Below are 25,977 nucleotides of genomic sequence, written 5' to 3'. Positions count from 1 at the left end.
TCAGCGGACGATGCGCCTCGTCACCGCGCCGCCGGGGAATGTCCGGATCCCCGCCGTCGTTGGGAGGAGAAACGGGTGAAGCCCGGTCGCGCAGGGTCGCTGTGGGAAAATGGGGTAACCGCACAGTGGTGACCCGGCAGGACACGCACGGCGACGAGGAAGGACACCGGCATGGACGAGAAGTCGAGAATGTACGAGCTGGAGTTTCCAGCGCCCCGAGTGTCGTCCGAGGACGGTGTGGGCCCGGTACTGGTTCACGGCCTCGAAGGTTTCTCCGACGCGGGTCACGCGGTCAAGCTGGCCACCACGCATCTGCGCGAGACGCTCGAGACCGAACTGGTGGCGTCCTTCGACGTCGACGAGCTGCTCGACTACCGCTCGCGTCGCCCCATGATGACCTTCTCCGCCGATCACTTCTCCGACTACGACGAGCCGCACCTCAATCTCTACGCGGTGCAGGACGCCGTCGGCACCCCGTTCCTGCTGCTGGCGGGTCTCGAACCCGATCTGAAGTGGGAGAAGTTCACCACCGCGGTGCGTCTGCTGTCGGAGCAGCTGGGAGTGCGCCGCACCATCGGCCTCAACTCGATTCCCATGGCGGTGCCGCACACCCGGCCGCTGGGCGTCACCGCCCACTCCAGCGACACCGACCTCGTGGGCGAGCACCACAAGTGGTCGGGTGAGCTGCAGGTTCCGGCCAGTGCCTCGTCCTTGCTCGAGTACCGCATGGCTCAGCACGGCCACGAGTCGATGGGCTTCTCGGTGCACGTGCCGCACTACCTGGCGCAAACGGCGTACCCGAGTGCGGCGGAGACGCTTCTCGAACTGGTCGCCGAATCGTCGAAGTTGACCATCCCGCTGAACGCTCTGACGGAATCGGCGGCGCGGGTGCGCGAGCAGGTCGACCAGCACGTCGAGGGCAACCCCGAGGTCCAGTCGGTGGTCCAGGCACTCGAGCGTCAGTACGACACCTTCGTCACGGCGCAGGAGCAGCAGTCGACGCTCCTCGCCGCGGACGAGGAACTGCCGAGTGGTGACGAACTGGGCGCCGAGTTCGAGAAGTTCCTCGCGGAGCAGACCGAGTTCGTCGAGGACGAGCCGTCGCCCGAGACGCACGACGGTCCCGAGACCCACGGGGGTCCCGAGGACGGAACAGACCGCTCCTGACGTCACGAGTTCTTACCCAGCCGTAACCCCGCGGCTGTGTGAACGGAGACGATCCCGGTTTACGCTCGGTCGGCGACACACACGGTGCCGCCGATCGAGAGGGGCCGGGATGTCCGACACACGGCGCCGCGCCCTGCGTCCGGTTCCCGACGCGGAACCGCGGCTGCACTTCCGTACGGTGCACGGTTACCGACGGGCCTTCCGGATGGCGGGAGAAGGACCGGTCCTGCTGCTGATCCACGGCATCGGTGACAGCTCCGAGACCTGGCTCGACGTGCTCCCCCATCTCGCGTCGAAGTACACCGTCATCGCGCCGGATCTACTCGGCCACGGACTGAGCGACAAGCCTCGTGCCGACTATTCGGTGGCCGCGTACGCGAACGGCATCCGCGATCTGCTCGTCACCCTGAACATCGACGCGGTGTCCGTGGTGGGCCACTCGCTCGGCGGCGGTGTGGCCATGCAGTTCGCGTACCAGTACCCGGACATGGTCGAGCGCCTCGTCCTCGTCTCGGCGGGCGGCGTCACCAAGGACGTCCACCCGGCCCTGCGACTGATGTCCACGCCCATCGTCAACGAGGCGTTCAAGCTGTTGCGCCTTCCGGGAGCCATGCGCATGCTGCGCATGGCGGGCGCTGCGATCGATCAGTTGGACGGCACTCCCCTGCATCCGGGAGCCGTCCTGCACGACACGCCCGATCTGGTCCGGGTCCTCGGCAACCTCCTCGACTCCACCGCCTACGACGCCTACCTGCGCACGCTGCGGGCCGTCGTCGACTGGCGCGGGCAGGTGGTCACCATGCTCGACCGGTGTTACCTGACCGAGAACCTGCCCGTGCAACTCATCTGGGGTGATCAGGACACGGTCATCCCCATCGCCCACGCGACGCTCGCGCACGCTGCGATGCCCGGCTCCCGCCTCGACGTCTTCGCCGGCGCCGGCCACTTCCCCTACCGGGACGATCCGATGCGCTTCCTGGAGGTCCTGGAGAACTTCCTCGGTACCACGATGCCGCTGAAGTTCGACGAACAGCGATGGCGGCAGATGCTCGTCTCCGGTGTCGGCGAGGACGCCATCACCGGCAGCGCGACGACGAGGCAGGCGGTCCTGGGTGCCATGGGGTCGGACGAGAGGTCGGCTACGTAACCTGTAGTGATGCTGCTGACCGAGATGGTTCCTGACTCCGCGTCGGCCGACGATCTGTACGACGCGTTCACCACCTGGGTCTCCGATCGTGGACTCGCGCTGTATCCACTGCAGGACGAGGCGGTCATCGAGCTGGTCTCCGGCAACAACGTGGTGCTCGCCACCCCTACCGGGTCGGGAAAGTCGATGGTGGCCATCGCCGCTCACTTCGCGGCGTACGCGGCCGGCATCCGATCGTTCTACACGGCGCCGATCAAGGCGCTCGTCAGCGAGAAGTTCTTCGCACTGTGCGAGATCTTCGGTGCGGACAAGGTGGGCATGGTCACGGGCGACGCCTCGGTCAACGCGTCGGCACCCATCATCTGTGCGACAGCGGAGATCGTCGCCAACATGGCACTGCGAGAAGGACCGGACTCGTCCATCGGCCAGGTGATCATGGACGAGTTCCACTACTACTCCGAACCCGATCGCGGCTGGGCGTGGCAGGTGCCGCTCATCGAACTCCCCCACGCCCAGTTCCTGCTGATGTCCGCCACTCTCGGCGACGTCTCCTTCTTCCGCGACGACCTGACCCGCCGGACCGGACGGGTCACCACCGTCGTCGAGGGCTCCGAACGCCCTGTGCCCCTGATGTTCTCCTACCGACTCACACCCGTCGTCGAGACCATCGAGGAACTCGTCTCCACGCACCTCGCACCCGTCTACGTCGTGCACTTCACGCAGGCCTCGGCGCTGGAACGCGCGCAGGCACTCACCTCGATCACCGTCGCCTCCAAGGAGACCCGTGCGGCCATCGCCGAGGCCATCGGCGGGTTCCGGTTCACCACCGGCTTCGGTAAGACGTTGTCCCGCTTGGTCCGTCACGGGATCGGCGTGCACCACGCGGGCATGCTGCCGCGCTACCGGCGGCTCGTCGAGAAGTTGGCGCAGGAGGGCCTGCTCGCCGTCATCTGCGGAACGGACACTCTCGGCGTCGGGATCAACGTGCCCATCCGCACCGTGCTGCTCACCGGACTGACGAAGTACGACGGTGTCCGCACGCGCCAGTTGCGCGCCCGCGAGTTCCATCAGATCGCCGGTCGCGCAGGCAGAGCCGGGTACGACACCCTCGGCACCGTCATGGTGCAGGCACCCGAACACGAGGTGGAGAACGCCCGGTTGGTGGCCAAGGCCGGGGATGATCCCAAGAAGCTCAAGCGGATCCAGCGCAAGAAAGCACCCGACGGTTTCGTCTCCTGGGGCAAGCCCAGCTTCGAGCGACTCGTGGCGGCGAGCCCGGAGCCGCTGACCTCGAAGTTCTCGGTGAACAACTCGATGCTGCTCAACATCATCGCCCGCCCGGGCAGTTGTTTCGACGCGATGCGGCATCTGCTCGAGGACAACCACGAGACCAGGGCGAACCAACGGCGGCACATTCTCCAGGCGGTGCGGTTGTACCGGGGTCTACGCGACGCCGGCATCGTCGAGCAGCTTCCCGAGCCGGACGAGGACGGGCGCACCGCACGGCTCACCGTCGACCTGCAGCGCGATTTCGCTCTCAATCAGCCGCTGTCGCCGTTCGCCCTCGCGTCGTTCGAGCTGCTCGACCAGGAGTCGCCGTCCTACGCGCTCGACGTGGTGTCCGTCATCGAGGCCACCCTGGACGACCCCCGACAGATCCTGATGGCCCAACAGCACGCGGCGCGCGGCGAGGCGGTGGCGCAGATGAAGGCGGACGGTCTCGAGTACGAGGAGCGCATGGAGCTGCTCGAGGAGGTCACGTGGCCCAAGCCGCTGGCCGATCTTCTGGGCCCCGCCTTCGAGATCTACCGCGGTGGGCACCCGTGGCTGTCCGAGTTCGGCCTCTCCCCCAAGTCCGTGGTGCGCGACATGATCGAGAAGTCGATGACGTTCACGGAGCTGATCTCGCACTACGGTCTCTCCCGCTCGGAGGGGTCCGTCCTGCGGTACCTCGCCGACGCGTATCGCGCTCTGCGACAGACGGTTCCGCCGGAGGCGCGCACAGAGGACGTCCAGGACATCACCGAGTGGCTCGGCGAGACCGTGCGCCAGGTCGACTCCAGCCTTCTCGACGAATGGGAGAACCTCACCGATCCGACGTTCGAGGAGGACGGCACTCCCGTCGTCGCGTACGGAGCCGACACACCGAAACCCATCTCCGCGAACCCCCGAGCGTTCCGGATCATGGTGCGCAACGCCCTGTTCCGACGCGTCGAGCTGGCGTCCCGTCGGCGCTGGGACCTCCTCGAGGAGCTGGGCGACGAGGTCGATTGGCAGGACGAGCTCGAGCCCTACTTCGAGGAGTACGGCGAGATCGGTATGACACCGACCGCCCGCGGACCGCACCTGTTCTCGTTCGTCCAGACGCGCGAGGAGACCACCGCGCGTCAGGTTCTCGACGATCCGGACGGCGACCACGGCTGGTCGCTGGACGCGACGGTGGACGTCGAGGAGTCCGACGCCCTCGCCGAGATCGTGTTCGACGACATCACCGTCACCGCAGGCTGAGAGGAAGACCATGTCATTCGACGTCCATGTCGTGCGGGTGTTCACCGACGACCAGGGTCGGTGGGGCAACCCCCTCGGCATCGTCGATGCCACCGCCGTCGCCCCGTCCGACCGCCAGTCCGTGGCGCACGACCTGCAGTACAGCGAGACGGTGTTCGTCGACATTCCCGAGGGCCCCGTCGACTCCGCCGCCCTCCGCATTCACACGCCCGCCGTCGAGTTGCCGTTCGCCGGGCACCCCACCGTGGGTACTGCGGCATGGCTGGCCGGCCGGGGCAATCCGGTGGAGACGTTGCTCGTCCCCGCGGGCGAGGTTGCCGTCCGAGTCGCCGGCGACACCACCTACGTCCGTGCACGGCCCGAGTGGGCACCACAGTTCTCTTTCCGTCACGTCGACAGCGCAGACGACGTTCTGGCCGTGGACCCCGCCGAGTTCACGACGGGCCACCACTACGTCTGGGCATGGGTGGACGAGGAGCGCGGGGCGATCCGGTCACGCATGTTCGCCCCCGACATGGGCGTTCCCGAGGACGAAGCCACGGGCTCGGCCGCCGTCCGCGTCACCGAACTGCTCGGTCGCGACCTGAGCATCGTGCAGGGTCGAGGCTCGGTGCTGTCGACCACGCTGTCCGACGACGGGTGGGTGGAGCTCGGCGGACGGGTGGTGGTGGACGAGTCGCGTACCGTCGGACACCACTGAAACAGACCGACCGTAACGGAACGGGTGGATGCCGACGATGACACGGCATGAGAACATTCCGGGCCGCGCTCCTCGCCTGCACCCTCATCGTTCTGTCGTCCTGCGGTGCCGAGAACAGTGCGCCGACGGAGCCGAGCGTGACGCCGTCGACGACGATCTCCACGCAGACCACGACGACTGCCGCCGCACCACCCCCCGCCGGCGCGCAGACGGTCACCGAGACAGTCGACGTCGAACCGATCTACACCGAACCCGTCCAAGCGGAACCGGTCATCATCGACTGCCAGACAGGCCTCGGACCGGTCACCACGTACTGGTCGGACGGAACGGTGACGGGGTTCAGCGACTACTGCCAGTCGGTTCACGATCAGGTCCTGCAAGGTGAGGTCGCCGCGAACACGCCGACGTGCGATGGTTCCGTCTGTACCTATCCGAACGGCGCCTCGTACCCGGATCCGAATGCGGTGCCCGACGACAGGTGCACGAACCAGATCGACTACGCCGGCGACCCGAGATCGAACGCGGAGATCAACTCGCTCGGAGAAACGAACGGCGTCTGTCCTGCACCGATCGCGTGACAGATCGAAACAACTAGTCGAGCACGACCGCGATCTCACGCCCCAGTTCGACGCCCTCCGCCAAGGGAAGGTGATCGCCGCTCCAGAACCGGCCGGGGTCGTACCAGTTGGCCCGTCGGCGCGGCGGTTTCAGTCCTACCCGGTCGAAGGGCTTCAGCGGCGTCGGTGATTCGCGCGGATCGAGTAGACCCATCGCCTCGTACGTCAGCGCCACCACCTCGGCGCAGTAGGCGGTCTCGAGTCGACGGTCGTCCTTGGCCGACACGGCTGGGAGCCGCCCCGCGAACCATCTACCCGCCAGCTTCGCGGTGGTCGGGAACGCGGTGCCGTCGAGCCGCGCGATGGTCCGCATCAGCTCGTCTTCGTGTTCACGCGTGATCGGCGACTGCAGTTGCCGGAACCAGCATTTCTGGTCGTAGCGTTCGCCCCAATGAGTGACGGCGTCGCGTAGGTCGTGCAGCTGCACGCCGCGCTGATGGCGCCCGGTCCACATGTCGGGCAACGATTGCCCCAGCTCCGCATGCCACATCAGGGGCGGCAGGTCGTCGAGGACCACGGCCATTCCCACGTGGTTGACCGGGCTGTTGGTCAGCGTCTGGATCGCTCGATCCGCCGCCGACCGGCCGCGGAAAATCCAGAGATCGCCTGTCCGCGTGGTCTCCACGGCAGTGGCGAGGTTGACTGAGGACACTCCGTCGACGCTCATCGACGACGAGCCTAGTTCGTGACGCTAGCCTCGACGCATGGCTGTCGGCTCCCGAAAGATCTCCGCGCGATCACTGCTGAAGGTCGCAGGTCTCGCCGGCGCCGTCGGCGTGGCAGCGTCCGGCGTCCTCGTCGCTCGCAACGAGCGTCAGCGTCGCCAGTACGAACCGGACGAGGTGCGCGAGCGGTTGCACCAGCGGCTGGCCGTCGCCACGTCCACGAAGCGCTAGCGTTCGATCGTCCCCTCGTGGCCGATCGGCGTGGTGATCGAGCGAGCGAGCGCAGTCGCGGGAAAACGCTCGTCGCGCCGGTAGTCCCCCAGTCGGCGTGCGAGCGCCTCGGCAACCTGTCCGGGCGCGTCATCGCCGACCAGCAGTCGCAGCCTGTCGTCGCCGGGGGCGCGGACATGATCGACGATCGCCGCCGCGGCGTCCGCGGGCGCCGACCCACCGCCCGTCCCCTCCCGCGGCCACGGCACGTCGGGAGTGCCGAACACTGCGGTCCGCAGATCGTCGTAGTCGGGAGACGGGGAGCTGAATCGCATGCTCCCTGTGCCCCACTGGGTGTCGACCGCGCCGAGCTCGGCGATGCTCACGCGAATCCCGAAGTCCTTCACCTCTGCTGCCATCGCCTCACTGAACGCTTCGAGCGCCCACTTCGACGCGGCGTACAGGCCCAGAGTCGGCATCGTGCCGACGGCTCCGACGGCTCCGACGGTCGAGATCTGCACGATGTGGCCGGACCGCCGAGGCCGCATGACCTCGACGGCCGCCTGACTGAGCCAGAGCGCACCGAAGAAGTTCGTGTCGACGATGTCGCGGGCCTCCTGCTCCGTCGTCTCCTCGATGGCACCAACCGCCCCGTGACCGGCGTTGTCGACCAGTACGTCGAGGCGGCCGAACTTCTCGACGACGGACGAGACGACCGCCCGCGCCGCACTGCGATCGCGCACGTCCAGGTGATCGACGACGAGTCGCTCGTGAGCGGGAAGGTCTGCCTCGCCCCTCACGGTCGCGATCACCGTGTCCCCCACGTCGAGCACACGGTCCACCAGCGCGCGACCGAGCCCTCGACTCGCACCGGTGATCAGCCACACCCGGCCGCTCACGTTCCGGCCCCCGCTCGACGGGTGTACTCGGCGATGACGACTCCGGAGTCGAACGCCCGCAGTCGGGTGCGTTCGAACGATCGATCCGCGTAGGACGCGCCGCCGAACAGTGGCACTCCGTCGCCGAGCACCACGGGATTGATCTTCAGGATCAGCCGGTCGACAGAGTCGATCAGCGCTCCCGCGAGAGCGCCGCCGCCCGCCGACCAGATCCCGGCGCCCTCCTCCTCGCGGAGCTCGCGGACAGTGGCGACGGGATCCGCGGTGACCGTCACGTCCGGCGACTCCGTCTGCCGGTGCCGGGAAGCCACGAACTGCCGCAGGTGCGGGTACGGGCTGACGATGCCGGCGTCCAGCGCCGCTGCGTACGTCGTCCAGCCCATGATCACCGTGTCGAACAGCGTTCCACTGGAACGGATCCCGAGCGCGTTCTGCACGTGACCGGGAAGAGTGTCCGCGTACTCGTCGACCAGCACGTCCATGTGATCGCCCTCGTCGAGAAACGCACCCCATGTCCCGTCGGGTGCTGCGATGCGCCCGTCGAGGCTCGTGGCGACGTAGTAGGTCAGTTCTCGCATGGGCGAACCCCTCTCGGTCGGCCCTTGCACGGTAGGTGCTCGACCAGCGAGCGCGCGATCCTTTTTCCGTGGTGGCTGAGGCTGGGGCGCGCCTGACGCCACATGATCGCGACACATTCTGCGGATCGGTGGTCATCGTGACAATCGTGTGGCAGAGGGGTCGAGTCCACACACGCTGACGTTCTCGGGAGTCGCTGATGCTGCAAGATCCACCACTCCCGGTGACGTCCGCGGGAATTACGGCGACTCGGCCAGCTCCGGCCCCGCGGGGAAGTCGAGCACGAACTCCTCGCCCACATCACCGACAGCATCGGACGCCGCGGTCGTCACGACGATGCGGTGGTCGTCCAGTGACCGGATGCGCACCGTGCGCTCCTCGAACCGGAACCTGTTCATGAGGAACCGCAGGCCGCGGCGCTCCAACGCCTCTTCCGCATCGGGCCACTCGGACACCGCCGACAGGGGACGGCCCAGCCGGTCGATCGGGATCAGATCCGGTGCCGCCGTGTGCATGTCGATCCACCCGATTACCTCGCCGTCCTCGCGGGCGTGCGGGATCCAGTGGTCGGGAACTGCCACGACGCTCAGCTCACCGTGGCGTCCAGCGCCCGCGCGGTGGCGGATGCCATCTTTTCGACCTGCTCGTCGGTCATCACGAATGCCGGCGAGAACTGGATCGCGCCGTTTCCGGCCGCCCGCGCGGAGACACCTTCGCGGCGCAGAGTCTTGACGAATGGCATCGCGTAGGACGGATCGGCGAACTGCACTGCGGCGACGACACCCATTCCACTGCGGACCTCGCTGACCAGGTCGTGCGCGGCCAGGGGCGAGAGATGCTGATGCAGCGTGGATTCGAGGCGCGACGCGTGCGTCAGCAGATCCTCGTTCTCGATGATGTCGAGGTTGGCCATGGCCGCGGCTGCGGCACCGGCATGACCGCCGTACGTGTAGCCGTGACGCCACCAGGCGCCGCCCTCGTAGAACGGCTCCGCGACGCGCGGGGCGACGAAGACTGCACCCATCGGCACGTAACCCGACGTCAGACCCTTGGCGGTGCACATCATGTCGGGCTCGAGGCCCAGCTTCGACGACGCGAACCACGCTCCGCCGATACGACCGAATCCGGTCACGACCTCGTCGGCCACGAACAGGATGTCGTGGTCGCGGCAGATCTGGCGCACCTCGTGCAGGTAGCCCTCGGGCGGCAGGTAGACCCCACCGGCACCGATGATCGGCTCGGCGAAGAACGCGGCGATGGTGTCCGCGCCCTCCTTCTCGATCAGCTCGAGCAGCGCCTTGCCCTCGTCCCACGCGACCGTCCGCGCGTCCGTCATCAGCTCGCCGTAGTTCTCCCGGTTCAGCGGCAGCCCGGACAGTGCGGTGCCGGCGACGTGCATGCCGTGGTACGCCTTCTGGCGGCCGACGACGACGGTCTTGCCGGGCTTGCCCATCTGATGCCAGTAACGCCGGGCCAGCTTGGCAGCGGTGTCGATGGAGTCGGAACCGCCCGAGGTGAAGAAGATCTTGCTGCCCGCGACGGGCGCGATCGCCGCGAGGCGGTCGGCAAGTTCCAGCGTCACGTCGGGAACGACGTCGCCGAACGTCGAGTAGTGCGCGAGCGTGGACAGTTGCCGCGCCACGGCGTCCGCGATGGCGGTGCGGCCGTGGCCCACGTTCGTGAACCACAGACCCGCGGTTCCGTCGAGGTACTCGGTGCCGGCCGTGTCCCAGATGCGCGCGCCCTCACCTCGGGCGACGACGAATCGGCCGCCGGACTCGACGGTGTGCATGTCGGCGAAGCCGTGCCAGAACGCGGAGGACGTTCGCTGGGGAGTGGTCACGAGAGGTCAGCCTAGGCCACTCGTGGCGTGCTTCCGCGACCGGCGGGACGCTGCCAGCTCCCCCACTCTGTCGACCGCCAGGGCGATGAGCAGGAACGCCACGACCAGGACGGCGAGCCCGATCGCGAGGGGGCCGTACCCCCGCTCCCGTGGGTCCAGGAACGGATACGGATACCAGTCGACGACGGGGCCGCGAATCAGGCTGTAGACGCCGTAGACCACGGGAAACGCCAACCACAGCACCGGCCCGCTCTCCGCGCTGCGCCGACGGGGCGGCGCCAGGATCCAGTCGAGAACGATGAGGACGGGCACGATCCGGTGCAGGACCGCATTGGTCCACGCGTCCTGGATCTGCACGTCGACGTTCGACAGCAACACCGCGTACACGATCCCGGTGATCACCATGTATGTCGTGGCCGCCCCGCGGATCTTGTCGAAGGTCTCGGAACGGGGATCGACGACCCCGCCGACCAGGAAGACCACGACAGCCAGCACGTTGCTCAGCACGGTGAAGTAGCTGAAGAAGTTGGCGAGCGAGAACCCGGCGACGTCCGCGGACCGGACAGGGATCCAGATCAGCGCGGCCAGCCCGAGCAGAGCGGCGACGACACGGAATACGCGCAGCGCGACCGGGGTGTCGACGCGAGCGTCCGGCGAGGTCATGAAGCGATCCTCACACGAGCGCGGTCCTCCGCGCCGAGCAACGGAACACTAGATCGCGACGCGGTGCTCCCTGTCGCCCTGCCACGCGTCCACCGCGTCGGACACCGGCAGTCCCAGTGCCGCACAGATCTGCAGCACGGTCCCGAAGCTAGGGCTCGCAATCCGCCCCACCTCGATCTTGCGGAGCGTCTCGGGTGAGATGCGGGCGTCACGGGCGACGATCTCGGGGTCTCGTCCCGCTCGTGCGGCGCGCAGGACGGCGCCGAGACGACGACCGGCCTCGACCTGCTCGGGACTCAGAGGAATACGGACCACAGGGTCAGCATAGCGGTATTCTTGTACCGGTCTGCTACCGTTCGTTGGTATTGAAATACCGACAGGAAGCGATGGACGGATGATCGAGCTCAAGGGCCCTGCCGAAATCGACAAGATGGCGGTGACCGGCGCGTTCGTGGCCGAGACACTGACGACGCTGTCGGAGCAGGCGCAGCCCGGCGTGAACCTGATGGATCTCGAACATCACTGCCGCGACCTCGTCGCCACCCGCGGCGCAGTGTCCTGCTATTGGGACTACGCCCCCGAGTTCGGCAATGGGCCGTTCCGCAACGTCATCTGCCTGTCGGTCAACGACCGTGTGCTGCACGGCCTCCCGTTCGACCACACGCTCGCGGCAGGTGACGTCCTCAGTCTGGACTTCGCAGTGTCCATCGACGGATGGGTCGCCGACTCGGCACTGACCGTCGTCGTCGGCGACAACCCTGATCCTGCGGATGTCGAACTGATCGAGAGCACCCGGCGTGCGCTGGATGCCGGCATCGCCGCGGCCGTCGTCGGTGGGCGACTCGGGGACATCTCGGCGGCGATCGAGAACGTCGCGCGCGAGACCGGAAAGCAGGTCAACACAGATTTCGGTGGTCACGGCCTGGGCCGGACGATGCACGAGGACCCGCACGTGGCCAACGTCGGTCGTGCGGGATCGGGATTGAGACTCAGGGCCGGGATGACCCTCGCGCTGGAACCGTGGTGGTCGCGCGGAACGGCGAAGCTCGTCATGGACCCGGACGGATGGACCCTCCGGTCGGCCGACGGAACCATGACCGCCCACTCCGAGCACACCATCGCGATCACGGACGACGGGCCACGCATCCTGACGCAGCGGTGACGGATAAACTGGCGTGAGCCATGTCGACATCTGCTCCCCCGTCCTCCGGACACACCCGCCGAGACCTGACGGCCCGCCTGTCCGACCTCACCTTCCGTGATGCCCACAGGCTGCGCCGTCGTCTCGACCGCAGCCGCAAGACCGCCGAACTCGAGTCGATCGCTGCCGAGATCGGCCGCGCCGAGGCGACGATCGCGTCGCGTCGCGCCTCCGTTCCCGCGATCACCTACCCGGAGGCGCTGCCCGTCTCCGCGCGCAAGGACGACATCGCCGCCGCGATAGCCGAGAACCAGGTGGTCATCGTCGCCGGAGAGACGGGATCGGGAAAGACGACGCAGATTCCCAAGATCTGTCTCGAACTCGGTCGCGGCGTCCAGGGAGTCATCGGACACACGCAGCCCCGGCGACTGGCGGCCAGGACGGTCGCGGAACGTATCGCCGACGAGCTCGGGCAGGAGATCGGCGACGCCGTCGGTTACACGGTCCGCTTCACCGACCACTCCAGCGACAACACCCTGGTCAAGCTGATGACGGACGGCATTCTGCTCGCCGAGATCCAGCGAGACCGGCTGCTGCGTCGGTACGACACGATCATCATCGACGAGGCGCACGAACGCAGTCTCAACATCGACTTCATCCTGGGATATCTCGCCCGGTTGCTCCCCCAGCGTCCCGATCTGAAGGTCATCGTCACCTCCGCCACCATCGACCCGGGCCGCTTCGCCCACCACTTCGCGGTGAACGGCGTCGACGCGCCGATCGTCGAGGTCTCGGGCCGGACATTCCCCGTCGAGGTCCGCTACCGTCCGCTCACTGTCGAGAACGGCGAGCAGACCATCGAACTCGACCCGGTCGACGCCACGTGCGACGCGGTCGAGGAGCTGCTCTCCGAGCCCGAGGGTGACGTGCTGGTGTTCCTGTCGGGCGAGCGCGAGATCCGCGACACCGCCGATGCGCTGAAGGATCGCCGACTGCGCAATGTCGAGATTCTCCCGCTCTACGCCCGGTTGTCCGCCGCTGAGCAGCACCGCGTCTTCACCGGCCACACCGGTCGACGAGTCGTGTTGTCCACCAACGTCGCCGAGACGTCGCTCACCGTGCCGGGCATCCGGTACGTCGTCGACCCCGGCACCGCGCGCATCTCGCGCTACTCGCTCCGCACCAAGGTGCAGCGTCTGCCGATCGAACCCATTTCGCAGGCATCGGCTCGTCAGCGGGCCGGCCGATGCGGACGTGTCGCGGACGGCATCTGCATCCGGCTGTATTCGGAGGAGGACTTCGAAGCCCGGCCGGAGTACACCGATCCCGAGATCCTGCGCACGAACCTCGCATCGGTGATCCTGCAGATGGCCTCGCTGGGACTGGGCCGCATCGACGCGTTCCCGTTCGTCGAGGCACCGGACCCGCGCAGCATCCGTGACGGCTTGGGACTGCTCGACGAGCTCGGAGCGCTGGAGTCGCAGGGCGAGGACGGGCCCGTGCTCACCCCGCTCGGCAAGGAGCTCGCCGGGCTCCCCGTCGATCCGCGCATGGCGCGCATGCTGGTCGAGGCCAACCGCAACGGATGCCTGCGGGAAGTTCTCGTCATCGTCTCGGCGCTCTCGATCCAGGACGTGCGCGAGCGGCCCGCCGAGCATCAGCAGGCCGCCGACGAGATGCACAAGCGCTTCGTCGTGGAGGGTTCGGACTTTCTCGCACTGTGGCAACTGTGGACGTATCTGGGAGACCAGCGACGAGAGCTGTCCTCCAACCAGTTCCGGCGCATGTGCCGATCGGAATTCCTGCACTACCTGCGCATCCGCGAATGGCAGGACCTGCACGGTCAGCTGCGCCAGATCACGCGCGGCCTGGGCTGGACCATGCCTGATGCAGGCGACTCCTCGGAGCCGAACCATGCCGTGATCCACCAGGCACTGCTGCCGGGACTGCTGTCGCACATCGGTCTTCGCGAGGGCGACAAGAAGGATTTCCTCGGGGCACGTGGGTCGACCTTCGCCGTCTTCCCGGGTTCGAGCCTGTTCCGCAAGCCGCCGCGCTGGATCATGGCGGCCGAGCTCGTGGAGACCAGCCGACTCTGGGCGCGCATGGGTGCGCGCATCGAGCCCGAGTGGGCCGAGAAGCTGGCCCCGCACCTGGTCAAGCGTCAGTACTCGGAGCCGCACTGGTCGACGAAGCGCGAAGTGGCGATGGCCTACGAGCGCGTCACGTTGTACGGGATTCCTCTCGCCGCCCGGCGGCCCGTCACTTTCAGCGGTATCGATGCCGAGGTCTCGCGCGACCTGTTCATCCGCCACGCCCTCGTACAGGGCGAGTGGCGCACGCACCACCGCTTCTTCCACGCCAACCAGGAGATGCGCAGCGACGCCGAGGAACTGGAGTCGCGCGCCCGCCGACGCGACATCGTCGTCGATGACGACACCCTCTTCGCCTTCTACGACGAGCGTGTACCTGCGACCGTGGTGTCGGCTCGTCACTTCGACCGGTGGTGGAAGAAGGCGTCCCGCACGACGCCGGACCTGCTGGACTTCGATCGCGCCACCGTCGTCAACCCGGACGCCGCCGCGGTCGTCGAGGGCGACTATCCCGACGCCTGGCGTCAGGGCGAGGCGCAATTCCCTCTGACGTATCAGTTCGAGCCGGGCACGGAGGACGACGGCGTCACCATCACCATCCCCATCGCCCTCCTCCCCCGCGTCGCCGACGTCGGATTCGATTGGCTCGTCCCCGGCATGCGCGTCGAGTTGGTGACGGCCCTGATCAAGACTCTTCCGAAGGAGTTGCGTCGCAACGTCGTCCCAGCACCCGACCACGCGGTGGCCGCCGTCGCGGCGATGCGTCCGAGGACGGAACCGCTCCTGGTCGCACTGTCGCGTGAACTCACCCGCATGGGTGCCGTGCCGATCGCACCGTCGGATTTCGAGCCGTCCGCGCTGCCCCGCCACCTGAAGATGACGTTCGTGGTGGTCGACGATCGCGGCCGTCGACTGGACAAGGACACGTCCCTCTCCGCCTTGCGCACCCGACTCGGTGCCGCCGCGGCCGCTGCGGTCGGCGTCGCCGCCAAGGACTCGGAGAAGGCTCCGGTGACACGGTGGACGTCCGAGACCATCGGCACACTCGAGCCCACTGTCACCCGAACGGTCAACTCGCAGAAGGTGACCGGCTATCCCGCTCTGGTCCCGGAGAAGGGCGGAGTCGCCGTTCGTGTCCTGGGCACCGCCGCCGAGCAGCGAGCAGCGATGCGCGAGGGCACCCGACGCCTCCTGCTCGACGCGATGCCGTTGTCGACGAAGAACCTGCTGACCGGACGCTCCCCGGCGCAGCGGCTGGCGCTGGGTCAGAATCCCCACGGGAGCATCGAGGCGTTCGTCGAGGACTGCCGCACCCTCGCCGCCGACGAGCTGATGATGAAGCACGGCGGCCCGGTGTCCACGCCCGAGGCGTACGCGGCGCTGGAGAAGGCGGTTCGGGGTGAACTCGCCGGCCGGACGGCCGCGGTGCTCCGCACGGCGGAGCCGTCTCTCGGTGCCGCGACAAGGGTCCGCCTCGCGCTCGACGACGCGACCGGTGACGCCGCGGACGACGTGCGCCAGCAGCTGGACGGGCTGATCTTTCCGGGGTACGTCTTCGAGACCGGCGAAGCGCACCTGCCGCATCTGCCGCGCTATCTCGACGCAGCCGAACGCCGACTACGCGCATTCCCGTCCAGCGCTCGCCGCGACGCGGCGGGGATGGACGTGCTGGACCGCGTCTACGCGGACTACGACGCCCTGCTCGGGTCGGTACCGGACTCGGTGGGCCGCAGCGATGCCGTGCGGGAGATCGCCTGGATGATCGAGGAGCTGAGGGTGAACTTGTTCGCTCAGACCCTCGGAACGCTGTACCCCGTGAGCGAGAAGCGGGTGCGCAAGGCGATCGACGACGTCCGACGCACAGTGCGACGGTGACTCACCGCTGAGCAGCGGGCTCCGCGTCCTCGGCGGGGGTGTCATCGTGCTCGGCACGATGGCGACGAAGGTCCTCGATCTCGCGTTCGAAGTCGTCCGCACTGCTGAACGAACGATAGACGGAGGCGAACCGGAGATAGGCCACCTCGTCGAGATCGCGCAGTGGCCCGAGGATGGCGAGTCCGACCTCGTTGCTGGGAATCTCGGCCGACCCGGAAGCCCGTACCGTGTCCTCGACCTGCTGGGCGAGCAGAACGAGCGCGTCGTTGTCGACCTGGCGGCCCTGGCAGGCCCGGCGGACTCCCTTGACCACCTTCTCGCGGCTGAAGGGCTCACTGACACCACTGCGCTTCACGACGGACAGCACCGCTGTCTCCACCGTGGTGAACCGTCGACCGCACTCGGGGCAGGAACGCCGTCGCCGGATCGCCTGGCCCTCTTCCGCTTCCCGCGAATCGACGACGCGTGAGTCGGGGTGGCGGCAGAACGGGCAGTGCATCGGACAGAGACCCCTCGATGGCTCGGGCAATTCCCGAGCGCCACGGCGGCTCTCGGTGTGTCCAGCGTACCGGGGCGGGCTCCGTCGGCCCCGGGGACGTGCCCGGTCGGTGTCAGCGTCCGGCGACGACGCCCATCTCCGCCTGCTGCGAGACGGACGGCTGTGCCGGAACGGCGGCGGAGCGCATGTTCGCCAGTCCCACCAGCCCCAGAGCGGACACAGCTGTGATCAGCGCCACAGCGACGGACGTCGCGAATCCGTGTCCACGACGAGTGCGGTGTTCGACCTGCGAGACACCGTTCGAGCGGCGACGGTAGTCGACGGCGCCGCCGTCGGGCCGGCGGGAATCACGCGGAGCGGGGCTGCGACGGACCGTCGTGCGCTCGCGGAGGTCGGTCATCGTGGACCCGGCCGCGCGGTCGGTCACACCCCAGTAGGAATCGTCGTCGCAGGTCCAGCGTGTGCGGCCGGGTGCGTGCATGTCGATGGAACGTGCGGTGCCGACAGTCAGCAGGTCACTTCGAGTCATTGCAACCACTCCTCGTGGATAGCCGGTGGCCGTCCGCGTCGCCGATGCACCGAGGTGTTCGAACAACACATTCGCCCACGCGTTCGAATGAACGCATGTTCGATGTATAGCAGTCCGGTCCGACAAAGTGCATCGAACACGCGACACGCTTCGAACAGGTGTTTGATCCGAGTCCCGTTTCGGTTTAGGTTCGACACACGCACAACGGACGTGACACCAGCACCACCTGCCCCACGTCCACTGCTACCGATGGAGGTATCTCGATGAAGGACGACAGCTCATCCGGCACGGTCGGCGGGCGCGCGTCAGCGACCGGCTCGGCCACGACCGCCGACACCGAGTCCGGTCTCACCGAACGTCAGCGGCGAGTGCTCGAGGTGATCCGTGCGTCGGTGGTCGAGCGCGGCTATCCCCCGAGCATCCGGGAGATCGGTGACGCCGTCGGGTTGACGTCCACCTCGTCGGTCGCGCACCAGCTGCGCACCCTCGAGCGCAAGGGATTCCTGCGCCGCGACCCCAACCGTCCCCGCGCCGTCGACGTACGTCTGCCGGGCGAGAACGGGCGCCCCGAAGAGGTCTCCGCCGTCGCGCAGGACGACCTCGTCGCCGCGGATACCACGAATCACCTCGACAGCGCGGACGCACCGTCGTCGGACGACGATCGCCTGCCCGCGCCGACTTTCGTCCCCGTCCTGGGGCGCATCGCCGCGGGTGGTCCCATCCTCGCGGAGCAGGCCGTCGAGGACGTGTTCCCGCTTCCGCGCGAGCTCGTCGGGTCCGGCTCGCTGTTCCTTCTCCGCGTCGTCGGTGAGTCGATGATCGACGCCGCGATCTGCGACGGAGACTGGGTCGTGGTCCGCCAGCAGAACGTTGCGGACAACGGCGACATCGTTGCCGCCATGATCGACGGCGAAGCCACGGTCAAGACGTTCAAGCGCACCGGTGGCGACGTGTGGCTGCTCCCCCACAACGACCTGTTCGAACCCATTCCCGGTAACGACGCCGTGGTCCTGGGCAAGGTCGTCACGGTGATGCGCAAGCTCTGATCCACGACAGACGAAAGCCGGCGCTGGACATCCAGCGCCGGCTTCGTCGTGTTCGGTGTGGTTACAGATCCAGCCCGCGGCCGATGATCTCCTTCATGATCTCCGTCGTACCGCCGTAGATGGTCTGCACGCGAGAGTCCATGTACGCCTTGGCGATCGGGTACTCCTTCATGTAGCCGTAGCCACCGTGCAGCTGCAGGCACCGGTCGATGAGCTTGACCTGGTTCTCGGTGGTCCACCACTTGGCCATGGCGGCTTCCTGCACCGACAGCTCGTTCGCGTTGAGCTGCTCGATGTACTTGTCCACCATGATGCGGACGGCAGTCGTCTCGGTCGCGCACTCGGCGAGCACGAAGCGTGTGTTCTGGAACTTGCCGATCGGCTTACCGAAGGCCTTGCGGTCCTTGCAGTACTGAATGGTCATCGCCAGCGCCGACTCCATCGCGGCGGCCGCGACGACGGCGATCGACAGACGCTCCTGCGGCAGGTTCTGCATCAGGTAGATGAAGCCCATGCCCTCCTCGCCGAGCATGTTGGCGGCGGGAATGCGAACGTCGGTGAAGCTGAGCTCCGCGGTGTCCTGCGCCTTCATACCGATCTTGTCGAGGTTGCGGCCGCGCTCGAATCCGGGCATGTCGCGCTCGACGACGAACAGGCTGAAGCCCTGCGCGCCCTTCTCCGGATCGGTGCACGCCACCACGATGATGATGTCGGCGTTGATGCCGTTGGTGATGAACGTCTTGGAGCCGTTGAGCACCCAGTCGTCACCGTCCCGGACGGCCTTGGTCTTGATGCCCTGCAGGTCGCTGCCCGTACCGGGTTCGGTCATCGCGATCGCGGTGATCAGCTCGCCGGAGCAGAAGCCGGGCAGCCAGCGCTGCTTCTGCTCGTCGTTGGTCAGCTCGATCAGGTACGGAGCGACGACATCGTTGTGCAGCGTGAACCCGATGCCGCTGTACCCGCCGGCCGTGGTCTCCTCGGTGACGATGGCGTTGTAGCGGAAGTCCTTGACTCCGCCGCCGCCGAACTCCTCCGGCACTGCCATGCCCAGGAAGCCCTGCTTGCCGGCCTCGACCCACACGCCGCGGTCGACGATGTTCTGCGTCTCCCACTCGGCATGGTGCGGCGCGACATGCTGCTCGAGAAACTTCTTGTACGAGCTGCGGAAAAGGTCGTGCTCGGCCTCGAACAACGTGCGCTTCATGGTTCTCCTCGTCAGACGTACTGCGGATCTCCTTCGACAGTAGAACCCTGTCCATTCCGGGTCGATGACCAGTGCGAGCGCGTTCGGTGACCTCGGCGTCAGCCCGATATCGCCTGGCCCGTCCGCGATCGGCTCCGTAACCTCTGCGCGATGCCGCTCCACTTCCATGTCTCATCGTCACGCAACCGCGACTCGATCTCGCGGTTCGGGCTGGACTGGCAGCGCATGGGTGCGGCACGGGGCATCGCAGGCAGCAATGAGCCCGAGCAGCAGGGGTGCTTTCTGGCGCGGGACGAGTGGGAGTGTCACCGGTTCGTCCGGATGAACAACACCGGCGGGCCGGTCGATGTCTGGGAAGTGGCAGGTATCCGTTCATCCGATCTCGTCGAGTCGCCTCACCACTACTTCTATTACCCCGGCGTCATTCCGCCCGCGCAGCTGACACGACGTCACTGACTCGAATCGGGTGTGCTGAGCCGCGGCATCCGCGGCTCAGCACACCCGGCCGTCTCAGAGCCCGAGCACCCACCGGTGCCCGACGCGCTCGGCGATCACACTGCCGCTGGTCGCCGATGCGAGGACACCGTCGAGGCGGGCACCGTCGCCGATCACCCGGAGCCGCACGTCCGACCCGTAGGTCACGTCGTCGACGGCGAATCCGTGCACTCGCAGAACGCCCTCCACCCGGCCGGCAACGGCATGTGGCAGGGCCATCTCCAGGACGTCGACGCGCACGAGCTCACCGACCTCCGCGCGGTCGAGCGCCGCACTCACCGCGCCCGAGTAGGCGCGCACCAGTCCACCGGCGCCGAGCTTGACGCCCCCGAACCACCGACTGACGACGGCCACCACGTCGACCAGGTCGCGGCCGGTCAGCACGCCGAGCATCGGAACGCCTGCCGTACCGCCAGGTTCGCCGTCGTCCGATGCGCGCTGACGACGGAGCTCCTGATCTGCGCCGACGACGAAAGCCCAGCAGTGGTGGCCCGCATCGGGAAACTCTGCCGACACCGCAGCGACCACGTCGAGCGCCTCGGACTCGGTGTGGACGCTGACCACGCGGGCGAGGAAGCGGCTCCGCTCGATCACCGTTTCCGCATCGACGTGTCGGGTCGAGACGAGGGCATGCGGCACGGAGCCAGCCTAGATCCGGCGGTTGTGCCGAGCCTGCAGAACGAGGGGCGGCAGAACCCAGACGACGAGCGCCGCGGTCACCCACCAGTACCAACCCGGAACGGCATTCAGCGCCAAGGCCCCGACGAACAGAGCAGACCCACTGCAGCTGTGAAGCAGGTCGACGTCACGGCGACGCACCGCGGGGCCGCGCAACCAGGAGATGCGCTGGTCGCCGCTCTCGCGCACGGTCCGCCTCGTCGACGCAACAGCGAGAACCACAGCAACGATCAGGGCAACAGCCGCAACGGACGCACGAGCAGCAGTGTTCGGCAGCGCGAGCGTCGAGGCGGCTGCTACAGCCGAGACAGCCATGAGCGCCGGCACCTTCCACGCCGGCGTCGACGGCCACTCGTCGGGCGCGAGGCGCACGGGTCGCATCGGGTCGAGAGGTGGGTGACTCACCACCTCAGCGTGACACAGACCGTTCAGTCTCGTCGGTGCTCCGACAGTGCGCGCAGCACCGGATACGCGATCAGGATGCCGACCGAGCCCCACACGATGCCGCCGAGTTCGACGGATCCGATGGTCAGCGTCAGGTCACCGACACCGGCGACGAGCGCGGCGGCTGCGACCATGAGGTTGAGCGGCTTGGTGAAGTCGATCCCCGCTTCCTGCCAGATGCGCACGCCGAGCAGGCCGATGAGGCCGTAGAGCACCAGCGTCGCGCCGCCGATGACGCCGCTCGGGACCGTGAAGATCAAGGCGCCGAACTTCGGCGAGAACGAGAGCACCAGCGCTGTCGCGGCGGCGACCCAGTAGGCAGCGGTGGAGTACACGCGGGTGGCGGCCATGACGCCGATGTTCTCCGCGTACGTCGTGGTGCCCGAACCACCGCCGGCGCCGGCGAGCACCGTCGCCGCGCCGTCCGCCATGAGGGCGTCACCCGCGACGTCGTCGAGCGATCGACCTGTCATCGCCGCGACCGCCTTGACGTGCCCGACGTTCTCGGCGACGAGCACCACCACGACGGGTAGAGCGACGAGAATGACGGAGAGCTGGAACGAGGGGCCCGTGAACTCGGGCAGTCCGATCCACGATGCGCTGCCGAGTGCGTCGACACGCACGGGATCCAGGGCGCCGGACACCGCACCGAACACCCACCCCACGACGACGCCGACCAGGATGCCGAGGCGACCGATCAGGCCCGGCACCGCAACGGTGACCAGCAGGACCACCACGAGGGTCACCGTCGCCACCAACGGCTGAGCCTCGTAGGAGGTCGCGGCTGTGGACGCGAGATTGAGACCGATGAGCGCCACGATCGCGCCCGTCACCAGCGGCGGCATGACGGCGTCGAGGACACGACTTCCCGCGAGCCGGACGAGCAGACCGACGAGGAACAGCACCGCGCCGACCACGAGCACTGCCCCGAGCTGCGCTGCGGGGCCGTCGCCCGCCGTGGCTGCCAACGGTGCGATGAAGGCGAAGGACGAGCCCAGGTAGCTCGGGACCCGGCCACGCGTGGCGAGCAGGAATATCGCTGTGCCCAGACCCGAGAAGAACAGCGTCGTCGTGACCGGGAACCCGGTGATGGTCGGCACCAGCAGCGTGGCGCCGAACATCGCGACGACGTGCTGCATGCCGATACCCACCGTGCGCGGCCACGAGAGCCGTTCGTCGGGAGCGACGACCGCGTCGGGGGCCACGGTGCGACCGTCGCCGTGCACGGACCAGCGAGGGAAGAACTGCCTGGATCGAGTTGTCGTCACGGCGGACATGATGTCATGCGGGAAGGCCGGAGGCCGGAGGCCGGTCGGAGGACGGTCGGAGGGCGGGAGCGCGTCACCCGAGCAGGCCGGCGGCCACCTCGCGTGCTTCGGCCGGGCTGGAGGTGGAGAGCACGGCCTCGGCCGCAGCCTTGCACTGCTCCAGCGTCACGGTGCCGAGCTTCGCGCCGACACCGGCCACGGCGGCCGACGCAGCCGAGAGCGACGTGACGCCGAAGCCGACGAGGACGCAGGCCAACAACGGGTCCGCGGCGGCCTCTCCGCAGACTCCGACCGGCTTGTTCACCGCTGCGCCGGCCTTCGCCGCGTGGGCGACGAGCGTCAGCACGGCGGGCTGCCACGGATCTGTCAGTGCGGCCAGATCGGCGGACATGCGGTCGGCCGCCATCGTGTACTGCGCCAGGTCGTTGGTGCCGATGGACAGGAAGTCGACGTGATCGAGGATGCGGTCCGCGAGCAGAGCTGCCGCTGGTACCTCGATCATGACGCCGGGCGTGAGTCCACGCTCGCGGACGTCGGCGGCGAAGGCCTGCGCCTCGGCGGACGTGGCGATCATCGGGGCCATCACCCACGGGGACGACTCGGTGGAGGCCGCGGCGGCGGCGATGGCGTCGAGCTGGCGATGCAGGATGCCGCGATTGCCCTCGGCGATACGGATGCCGCGCACACCGAGGGCCGGATTGGACTCGTCGGCGTGGCTCGCGAAGCGCAGCGGCTTGTCCGAGCCGGCGTCGAGCGTGCGGACGACCACCTTGGTGCCCTCGAACGCGGTGAGCACCTCGGCGTAGATCGAGGCCTGCTCGTCGACGGTCGGCTCGACGTCCCGGTCGAGGAAGCTGAGTTCGGTGCGGAAGAGTCCGACGCCGTCGGCCGCGGTCGACCGGGCTGCGCGAGCGCCGGCACCGTCCTGCACGTTCGCGAGGATGTCGACGCGGTGACCGTCGGACGTCCGGCCCGGTCCGCTCCAGTCGGCGACCTCGGCCAGATGAGTGGCCGATTCCTCGACAGCTGAGCGTGCCGTGGACGGGTCCGGCTCGATCTCGATGCGGCCGGTGGTGCCGTCCACCATGACCAGCGTCCCGGCGGCGACGTCGTCGAGGCCCGTGGCCGCGACGATGCACGGGATACCGAGCTGGCGGGCGATGATCGCGGTGTGGCTGGTGGGCCCACCGAGCGACGTCGCGAGCCCGACGACCAGCGTGGCGTCGAGTCCTGCGGTGTCCGCGGGTGCGAGGTCCTCGGCGAGAAGAATCGACGGCTCCGACGGGGTGGGCACGCCGGGCTCCGGGAGATCGGACAGCTCGGCGATGACGCGGTCGCAGATGTCCATGAGGTCCGTGATGCGCTCGGCCATGCGTCCGCCGAGCTTGGCGAACATGGCAACGAACTGGTCCGTCGCGGTGACGGCGGCGTACGCGGCGTCGGAACCCTTGCCGATGGCCTTGACGCCGGCGCCGATCCACCCGCGGTCCTCGGCCATCGCGGCGTTGGCGGCGAGCACCTCGGATGCGGAGCCGGTTGCCAGGGCGGCGCGGGCCTGCAGACGTCGACCGACCTCGGCCGCCGCGGCGCGGAAGCGCTCCTTCTCGGCGTCGCGCGCGTCCTCGGCGATCTCGACGGCAGTGTCGGGGCGCGAGGGGCGCGGCGCAGGGCGGATCGCGGGGCCGTAACCGACGCCGGGCACCACCGGCGTGCCCTGCACCGCGTGGGCCGTCGGCTGTGCCTCGTTCGCGGTGAGCGATCCCGTCATCTGCTTCCTCCTGCTGCGCGGTGGTGCGGGGGCATCATCTCGCCTACCCGCTGTGCATCGCGTCTCCCGCGATGGCTCTTGTGACTCAGATTACTCGAACCTCTTGACATGTCAACAGAGACGGGCGTAAAACAACATAATCCAACAGTGAAACAATGGATCGGACGGAGGGGCGGTGAACACGATGTACGCGGAGGAGCGCCAGAACGCCATCGCCGGACTCATCGGTCAGCGCGGTCGCGTCTCCGTCGCCGACCTGGCCGACACGTTCGGTGTCACCACCGAGACCGTCCGCCGTGACCTGGCCTCGCTCGACCGCATGGGCGTCGTGCGACGGGTTCACGGTGGCGCGGTTCCCGCCACGTCGGTCACTGCGGTGGAGCCCGGCATGGCCGAACGCGAACACACCCGCGCGAAGGAGAAGGACCGCATCGCCGCTGCCGCCCTCTCCTACCTGCCGGCACCCGGCGGATCCATCGCACTCGATGCAGGCACCACCACCGGTCGCCTCGCCGCGCTGATCCCGGTCGAGTCGGATCTGACGGTGGTGACCAACTCGCTTCCCATCGCGACGCGGCTCGCCGCGGTTCCGTCCCTCGATCTCCACCTGCTCGGTGGCCGTGTCCGCGGTGTCACGCAGGCGACCGTCGGCGAGGACACCCTGCGAGTGCTCGGGACCGTGCGCGTCGACGTGACGTTCGTGGGCACCAACGCGATCAGTGTCGGCCACGGTCTCTCGACGCCCGACACCGACGAGGCCGCCGTCAAGCGCGCGATGGTGACTGCCGCGGACCGCGTGATCGTCGTCGCGGACTCGGCCAAGATCGGCCTCCAGTTCTTCATGTCCTTCGCCGCACTCGACTGTGTGGACGTCCTCGTCACCGACGACGGCATCACCGACACCGACTGCACCCGTCTGCAGCAACACGGATTGGAGGTGGTGGTCGCATGATCCTCACCCTGACGGCCAACCCCAGCATGGATCGCACGGTCTCCCTCGACGTGCCGTTGGTGCGCGGATCGGTGCATCGCAGCGCGACGACCACGACGGAACCCGGCGGCAAGGGAGTGAACGTCGCACGCGTCGTCACCTCCGCCGGACGGACCGCCACCGCGGTGCTCCCGTGCAGCGGTTCCGATCCGCTGCTCAGCGCACTCGGCACTCTCGGAGTCCGGTACCACGCCGTGCCCACGTCGGGTGTCGCGCGCACGAATCTGACCATCAGCGAGCCCGACGGCACGACGACCAAGATCAACGAGCCCGGCGCCGGACTCGCACCCGAGACGGTCGACGCCCTCATGGCGTCCGTCCTGGAACTCGCGCAGCGCGCCGACTGGGTCGTCCTGTCCGGATCGATTCCGCCCGGAGTCGACGCCACCTGGTACGGCCGCCTCGTCACCGCGCTGCACGGGGTGTCGGCCAAGGTCGCCGTGGACACGTCCGACGATCCGCTCTCCGCGCTCGCCGCGGGCTTTCCCGCCACGGCACCGGATCTGATCAAGCCGAACGCGGAGGAACTCGCACACCTCACCGGACACGACGGGGCGACGCTCGAAGCCGCTGCCGCACAGGGTGATCCGTACCCGACGGTCGACGCCGCACGCGTGCTCGTCGATCGCGGGGTGGCTGCCGTCCTGGCGACACTCGGCGGATCCGGTGCCGTCCTGGTGACCGCGACCGGGTCCTGGTTCGCCACCCCTCCCCCGATCACCCCGCGAAGCACCGTCGGCGCGGGCGACTCGTCGTTGGCCGGATACATCCTGGCCGATCTCGACGGCGAGGACGGTGCCGGTCGACTCGCCCGGGCCGTCGCCTACGGATCCGCAGCCGCGGCCCTACCCGGGACCCGGTTGCCGACGCCGTCCGACGTCGACGTCAGTGCCGTCCCCGTCCACACCCTCGACTCGTCACCCGCCGTACCCCAGTCCTGAACCCCCAGCT

Annotated in this window: 26 protein-coding genes; 12 read left to right on the top strand and 14 right to left on the bottom strand. The window is 68.1% G+C overall.

Going from position 1 to position 25,977, the window contains the following annotated elements:
- Positions 1–171 precede the first annotated feature (171 nt).
- From HQ325_RS20390 to HQ325_RS22690, 5 genes are all read left to right on the top strand, one after another.
- On the top strand, positions 172–1,167 hold the full coding sequence (locus HQ325_RS20390) for a proteasome assembly chaperone family protein (protein ID WP_222632087.1): 996 nt from the start codon (positions 172–174) through the stop codon (positions 1,165–1,167).
- A 109-nt stretch (positions 1,168–1,276) separates the two neighbouring features.
- Complete coding sequence (locus HQ325_RS20385) at positions 1,277–2,314, top strand: alpha/beta fold hydrolase (protein WP_222632085.1); 1,038 nt, start codon at positions 1,277–1,279, stop codon at positions 2,312–2,314.
- A gap of 9 nt (positions 2,315–2,323) precedes the next feature.
- A complete protein-coding gene (locus HQ325_RS20380) occupies positions 2,324–4,822 on the top strand; it encodes an RNA helicase (protein ID WP_222632083.1) in 2,499 nt (832 codons plus the stop codon).
- Between the two features lie 10 nt (positions 4,823–4,832).
- On the top strand, positions 4,833–5,522 hold the full coding sequence (locus tag HQ325_RS20375; protein WP_222632081.1) for a PhzF family phenazine biosynthesis protein: 690 nt from the start codon (positions 4,833–4,835) through the stop codon (positions 5,520–5,522).
- A gap of 47 nt (positions 5,523–5,569) precedes the next feature.
- Entirely contained in the window at positions 5,570–6,100 is a 531-nt protein-coding gene (locus HQ325_RS22690; protein ID WP_261778563.1) for a hypothetical protein, read from the top strand.
- A 13-nt stretch (positions 6,101–6,113) separates the two neighbouring features.
- On the opposite strand, the gene HQ325_RS20365 is transcribed toward HQ325_RS22690, so the two are convergent.
- Positions 6,114–6,806 carry a hypothetical protein gene (locus tag HQ325_RS20365; RefSeq protein WP_222632079.1) on the bottom strand — a complete coding sequence of 231 codons (693 nt, stop codon included), beginning with the start codon at positions 6,804–6,806 and terminating at the stop codon, positions 6,114–6,116.
- A gap of 37 nt (positions 6,807–6,843) precedes the next feature.
- Here HQ325_RS20365 and HQ325_RS20360 point away from each other — a divergent pair, with 37 nt between their 5' ends.
- Positions 6,844–7,035: a hypothetical protein gene (locus HQ325_RS20360; RefSeq protein ID WP_222632077.1), complete on the top strand. Its 192-nt coding sequence runs from the start codon at positions 6,844–6,846 to the stop codon at positions 7,033–7,035.
- Here HQ325_RS20360 and HQ325_RS20355 read toward each other — a convergent pair.
- From HQ325_RS20355 to HQ325_RS20330, 6 genes are all read right to left on the bottom strand, one after another.
- Positions 7,032–7,913: an SDR family NAD(P)-dependent oxidoreductase gene (locus HQ325_RS20355; RefSeq protein ID WP_308014630.1), complete on the bottom strand. Its 882-nt coding sequence runs from the start codon at positions 7,911–7,913 to the stop codon at positions 7,032–7,034. The two genes, HQ325_RS20360 and HQ325_RS20355, sit on opposite strands and share 4 nt — an antisense overlap.
- Positions 7,910–8,491, bottom strand: coding sequence for a dihydrofolate reductase family protein (locus HQ325_RS20350; RefSeq protein WP_222632075.1), 582 nt, complete (start codon positions 8,489–8,491; stop codon positions 7,910–7,912). Before HQ325_RS20350 ends, HQ325_RS20355 begins: the two co-directional genes overlap by 4 nt.
- A 237-nt stretch (positions 8,492–8,728) precedes the next feature.
- Complete coding sequence (locus tag HQ325_RS20345) at positions 8,729–9,070, bottom strand: hypothetical protein (protein WP_222632073.1); 342 nt, start codon at positions 9,068–9,070, stop codon at positions 8,729–8,731.
- Between the two features lie 5 nt (positions 9,071–9,075).
- On the bottom strand, positions 9,076–10,281 hold the full coding sequence (locus tag HQ325_RS20340) for an aspartate aminotransferase family protein (protein WP_222632644.1): 1,206 nt from the start codon (positions 10,279–10,281) through the stop codon (positions 9,076–9,078).
- Between the two features lie 57 nt (positions 10,282–10,338).
- Positions 10,339–10,995: a Pr6Pr family membrane protein gene (locus tag HQ325_RS20335; protein ID WP_222632070.1), complete on the bottom strand. Its 657-nt coding sequence runs from the start codon at positions 10,993–10,995 to the stop codon at positions 10,339–10,341.
- 48 nt (positions 10,996–11,043) lie between these two features.
- A complete protein-coding gene (locus HQ325_RS20330; RefSeq protein ID WP_027505150.1) occupies positions 11,044–11,310 on the bottom strand; it encodes a helix-turn-helix domain-containing protein in 267 nt (88 codons plus the stop codon).
- 79 nt (positions 11,311–11,389) lie between these two features.
- On the opposite strand from HQ325_RS20330, the gene map reads away from it, so the two are divergent.
- Together map and hrpA are read left to right on the top strand one after the other, a co-directional pair.
- Positions 11,390–12,157 (top strand): type I methionyl aminopeptidase, encoded by a 768-nt coding sequence (map, locus tag HQ325_RS20325; RefSeq protein WP_042572627.1) that lies wholly within the window; start codon positions 11,390–11,392, stop codon positions 12,155–12,157.
- Positions 12,158–12,177: 20 nt separating this feature from the next.
- Entirely contained in the window at positions 12,178–16,104 is a 3,927-nt protein-coding gene (hrpA, locus tag HQ325_RS20320; protein WP_222632069.1) for an ATP-dependent RNA helicase HrpA, read from the top strand.
- Between the two features lies 1 nt (position 16,105).
- On the opposite strand, the gene nrdR is transcribed toward hrpA, so the two are convergent.
- Both nrdR and HQ325_RS20310 read right to left on the bottom strand, forming a co-directional pair.
- On the bottom strand, positions 16,106–16,603 hold the full coding sequence (nrdR, locus tag HQ325_RS20315) for a transcriptional regulator NrdR (protein ID WP_222632067.1): 498 nt from the start codon (positions 16,601–16,603) through the stop codon (positions 16,106–16,108).
- A gap of 112 nt (positions 16,604–16,715) precedes the next feature.
- Positions 16,716–17,132 (bottom strand): hypothetical protein, encoded by a 417-nt coding sequence (locus HQ325_RS20310; RefSeq protein WP_222632065.1) that lies wholly within the window; start codon positions 17,130–17,132, stop codon positions 16,716–16,718.
- A 263-nt stretch (positions 17,133–17,395) separates the two neighbouring features.
- Here HQ325_RS20310 and lexA point away from each other — a divergent pair, with 263 nt between their 5' ends.
- Positions 17,396–18,178: a transcriptional repressor LexA gene (gene lexA, locus HQ325_RS20305; RefSeq protein WP_222632063.1), complete on the top strand. Its 783-nt coding sequence runs from the start codon at positions 17,396–17,398 to the stop codon at positions 18,176–18,178.
- A 61-nt stretch (positions 18,179–18,239) separates the two neighbouring features.
- Here the strand turns inward: lexA and HQ325_RS20300 are convergent, their stop codons facing one another.
- Positions 18,240–19,382: an acyl-CoA dehydrogenase family protein gene (locus HQ325_RS20300; protein ID WP_042572623.1), complete on the bottom strand. Its 1,143-nt coding sequence runs from the start codon at positions 19,380–19,382 to the stop codon at positions 18,240–18,242.
- A gap of 150 nt (positions 19,383–19,532) precedes the next feature.
- On the opposite strand from HQ325_RS20300, the gene HQ325_RS20295 reads away from it, so the two are divergent.
- Positions 19,533–19,838 (top strand): hypothetical protein, encoded by a 306-nt coding sequence (locus tag HQ325_RS20295; RefSeq protein WP_222632061.1) that lies wholly within the window; start codon positions 19,533–19,535, stop codon positions 19,836–19,838.
- A gap of 54 nt (positions 19,839–19,892) precedes the next feature.
- On the opposite strand, the gene HQ325_RS20290 is transcribed toward HQ325_RS20295, so the two are convergent.
- From HQ325_RS20290 to ptsP, 4 genes are all read right to left on the bottom strand, one after another.
- Complete coding sequence (locus HQ325_RS20290; RefSeq protein WP_222632059.1) at positions 19,893–20,516, bottom strand: YigZ family protein; 624 nt, start codon at positions 20,514–20,516, stop codon at positions 19,893–19,895.
- 9 nt (positions 20,517–20,525) lie between these two features.
- Positions 20,526–20,960 (bottom strand): hypothetical protein, encoded by a 435-nt coding sequence (locus tag HQ325_RS20285; protein ID WP_222632057.1) that lies wholly within the window; start codon positions 20,958–20,960, stop codon positions 20,526–20,528.
- Positions 20,961–20,983: 23 nt separating this feature from the next.
- A complete protein-coding gene (locus tag HQ325_RS20280; RefSeq protein WP_308014632.1) occupies positions 20,984–22,267 on the bottom strand; it encodes a solute carrier family 23 protein in 1,284 nt (427 codons plus the stop codon).
- Between the two features lie 73 nt (positions 22,268–22,340).
- The gene (gene ptsP / locus HQ325_RS20275; RefSeq protein ID WP_222632053.1) at positions 22,341–24,035 is read right to left on the bottom strand and encodes a phosphoenolpyruvate--protein phosphotransferase; all 1,695 of its coding nucleotides are present in this window, start codon (positions 24,033–24,035) and stop codon (positions 22,341–22,343) included.
- A gap of 184 nt (positions 24,036–24,219) precedes the next feature.
- Here ptsP and HQ325_RS20270 point away from each other — a divergent pair, with 184 nt between their 5' ends.
- Positions 24,220–24,987, top strand: a complete 768-nt coding sequence (locus tag HQ325_RS20270; RefSeq protein WP_222632643.1) for a DeoR/GlpR family DNA-binding transcription regulator — start codon at positions 24,220–24,222, stop codon at positions 24,985–24,987.
- Positions 24,984–25,967 (top strand): 1-phosphofructokinase family hexose kinase, encoded by a 984-nt coding sequence (locus HQ325_RS20265; RefSeq protein WP_222632051.1) that lies wholly within the window; start codon positions 24,984–24,986, stop codon positions 25,965–25,967. Before HQ325_RS20270 ends, HQ325_RS20265 begins: the two co-directional genes overlap by 4 nt.
- Positions 25,968–25,977 lie beyond the last annotated feature (10 nt).

This window comes from Rhodococcus sp. BP-349, from assembly GCF_019835845.1.
Taxonomy (GTDB): Bacteria; Actinomycetota; Actinomycetes; order Mycobacteriales; family Mycobacteriaceae; genus Rhodococcoides.
The sequence above is the reverse complement of the archived record's forward strand: the minus strand, read 5'-3'. Positions and strand labels throughout refer to the sequence as shown.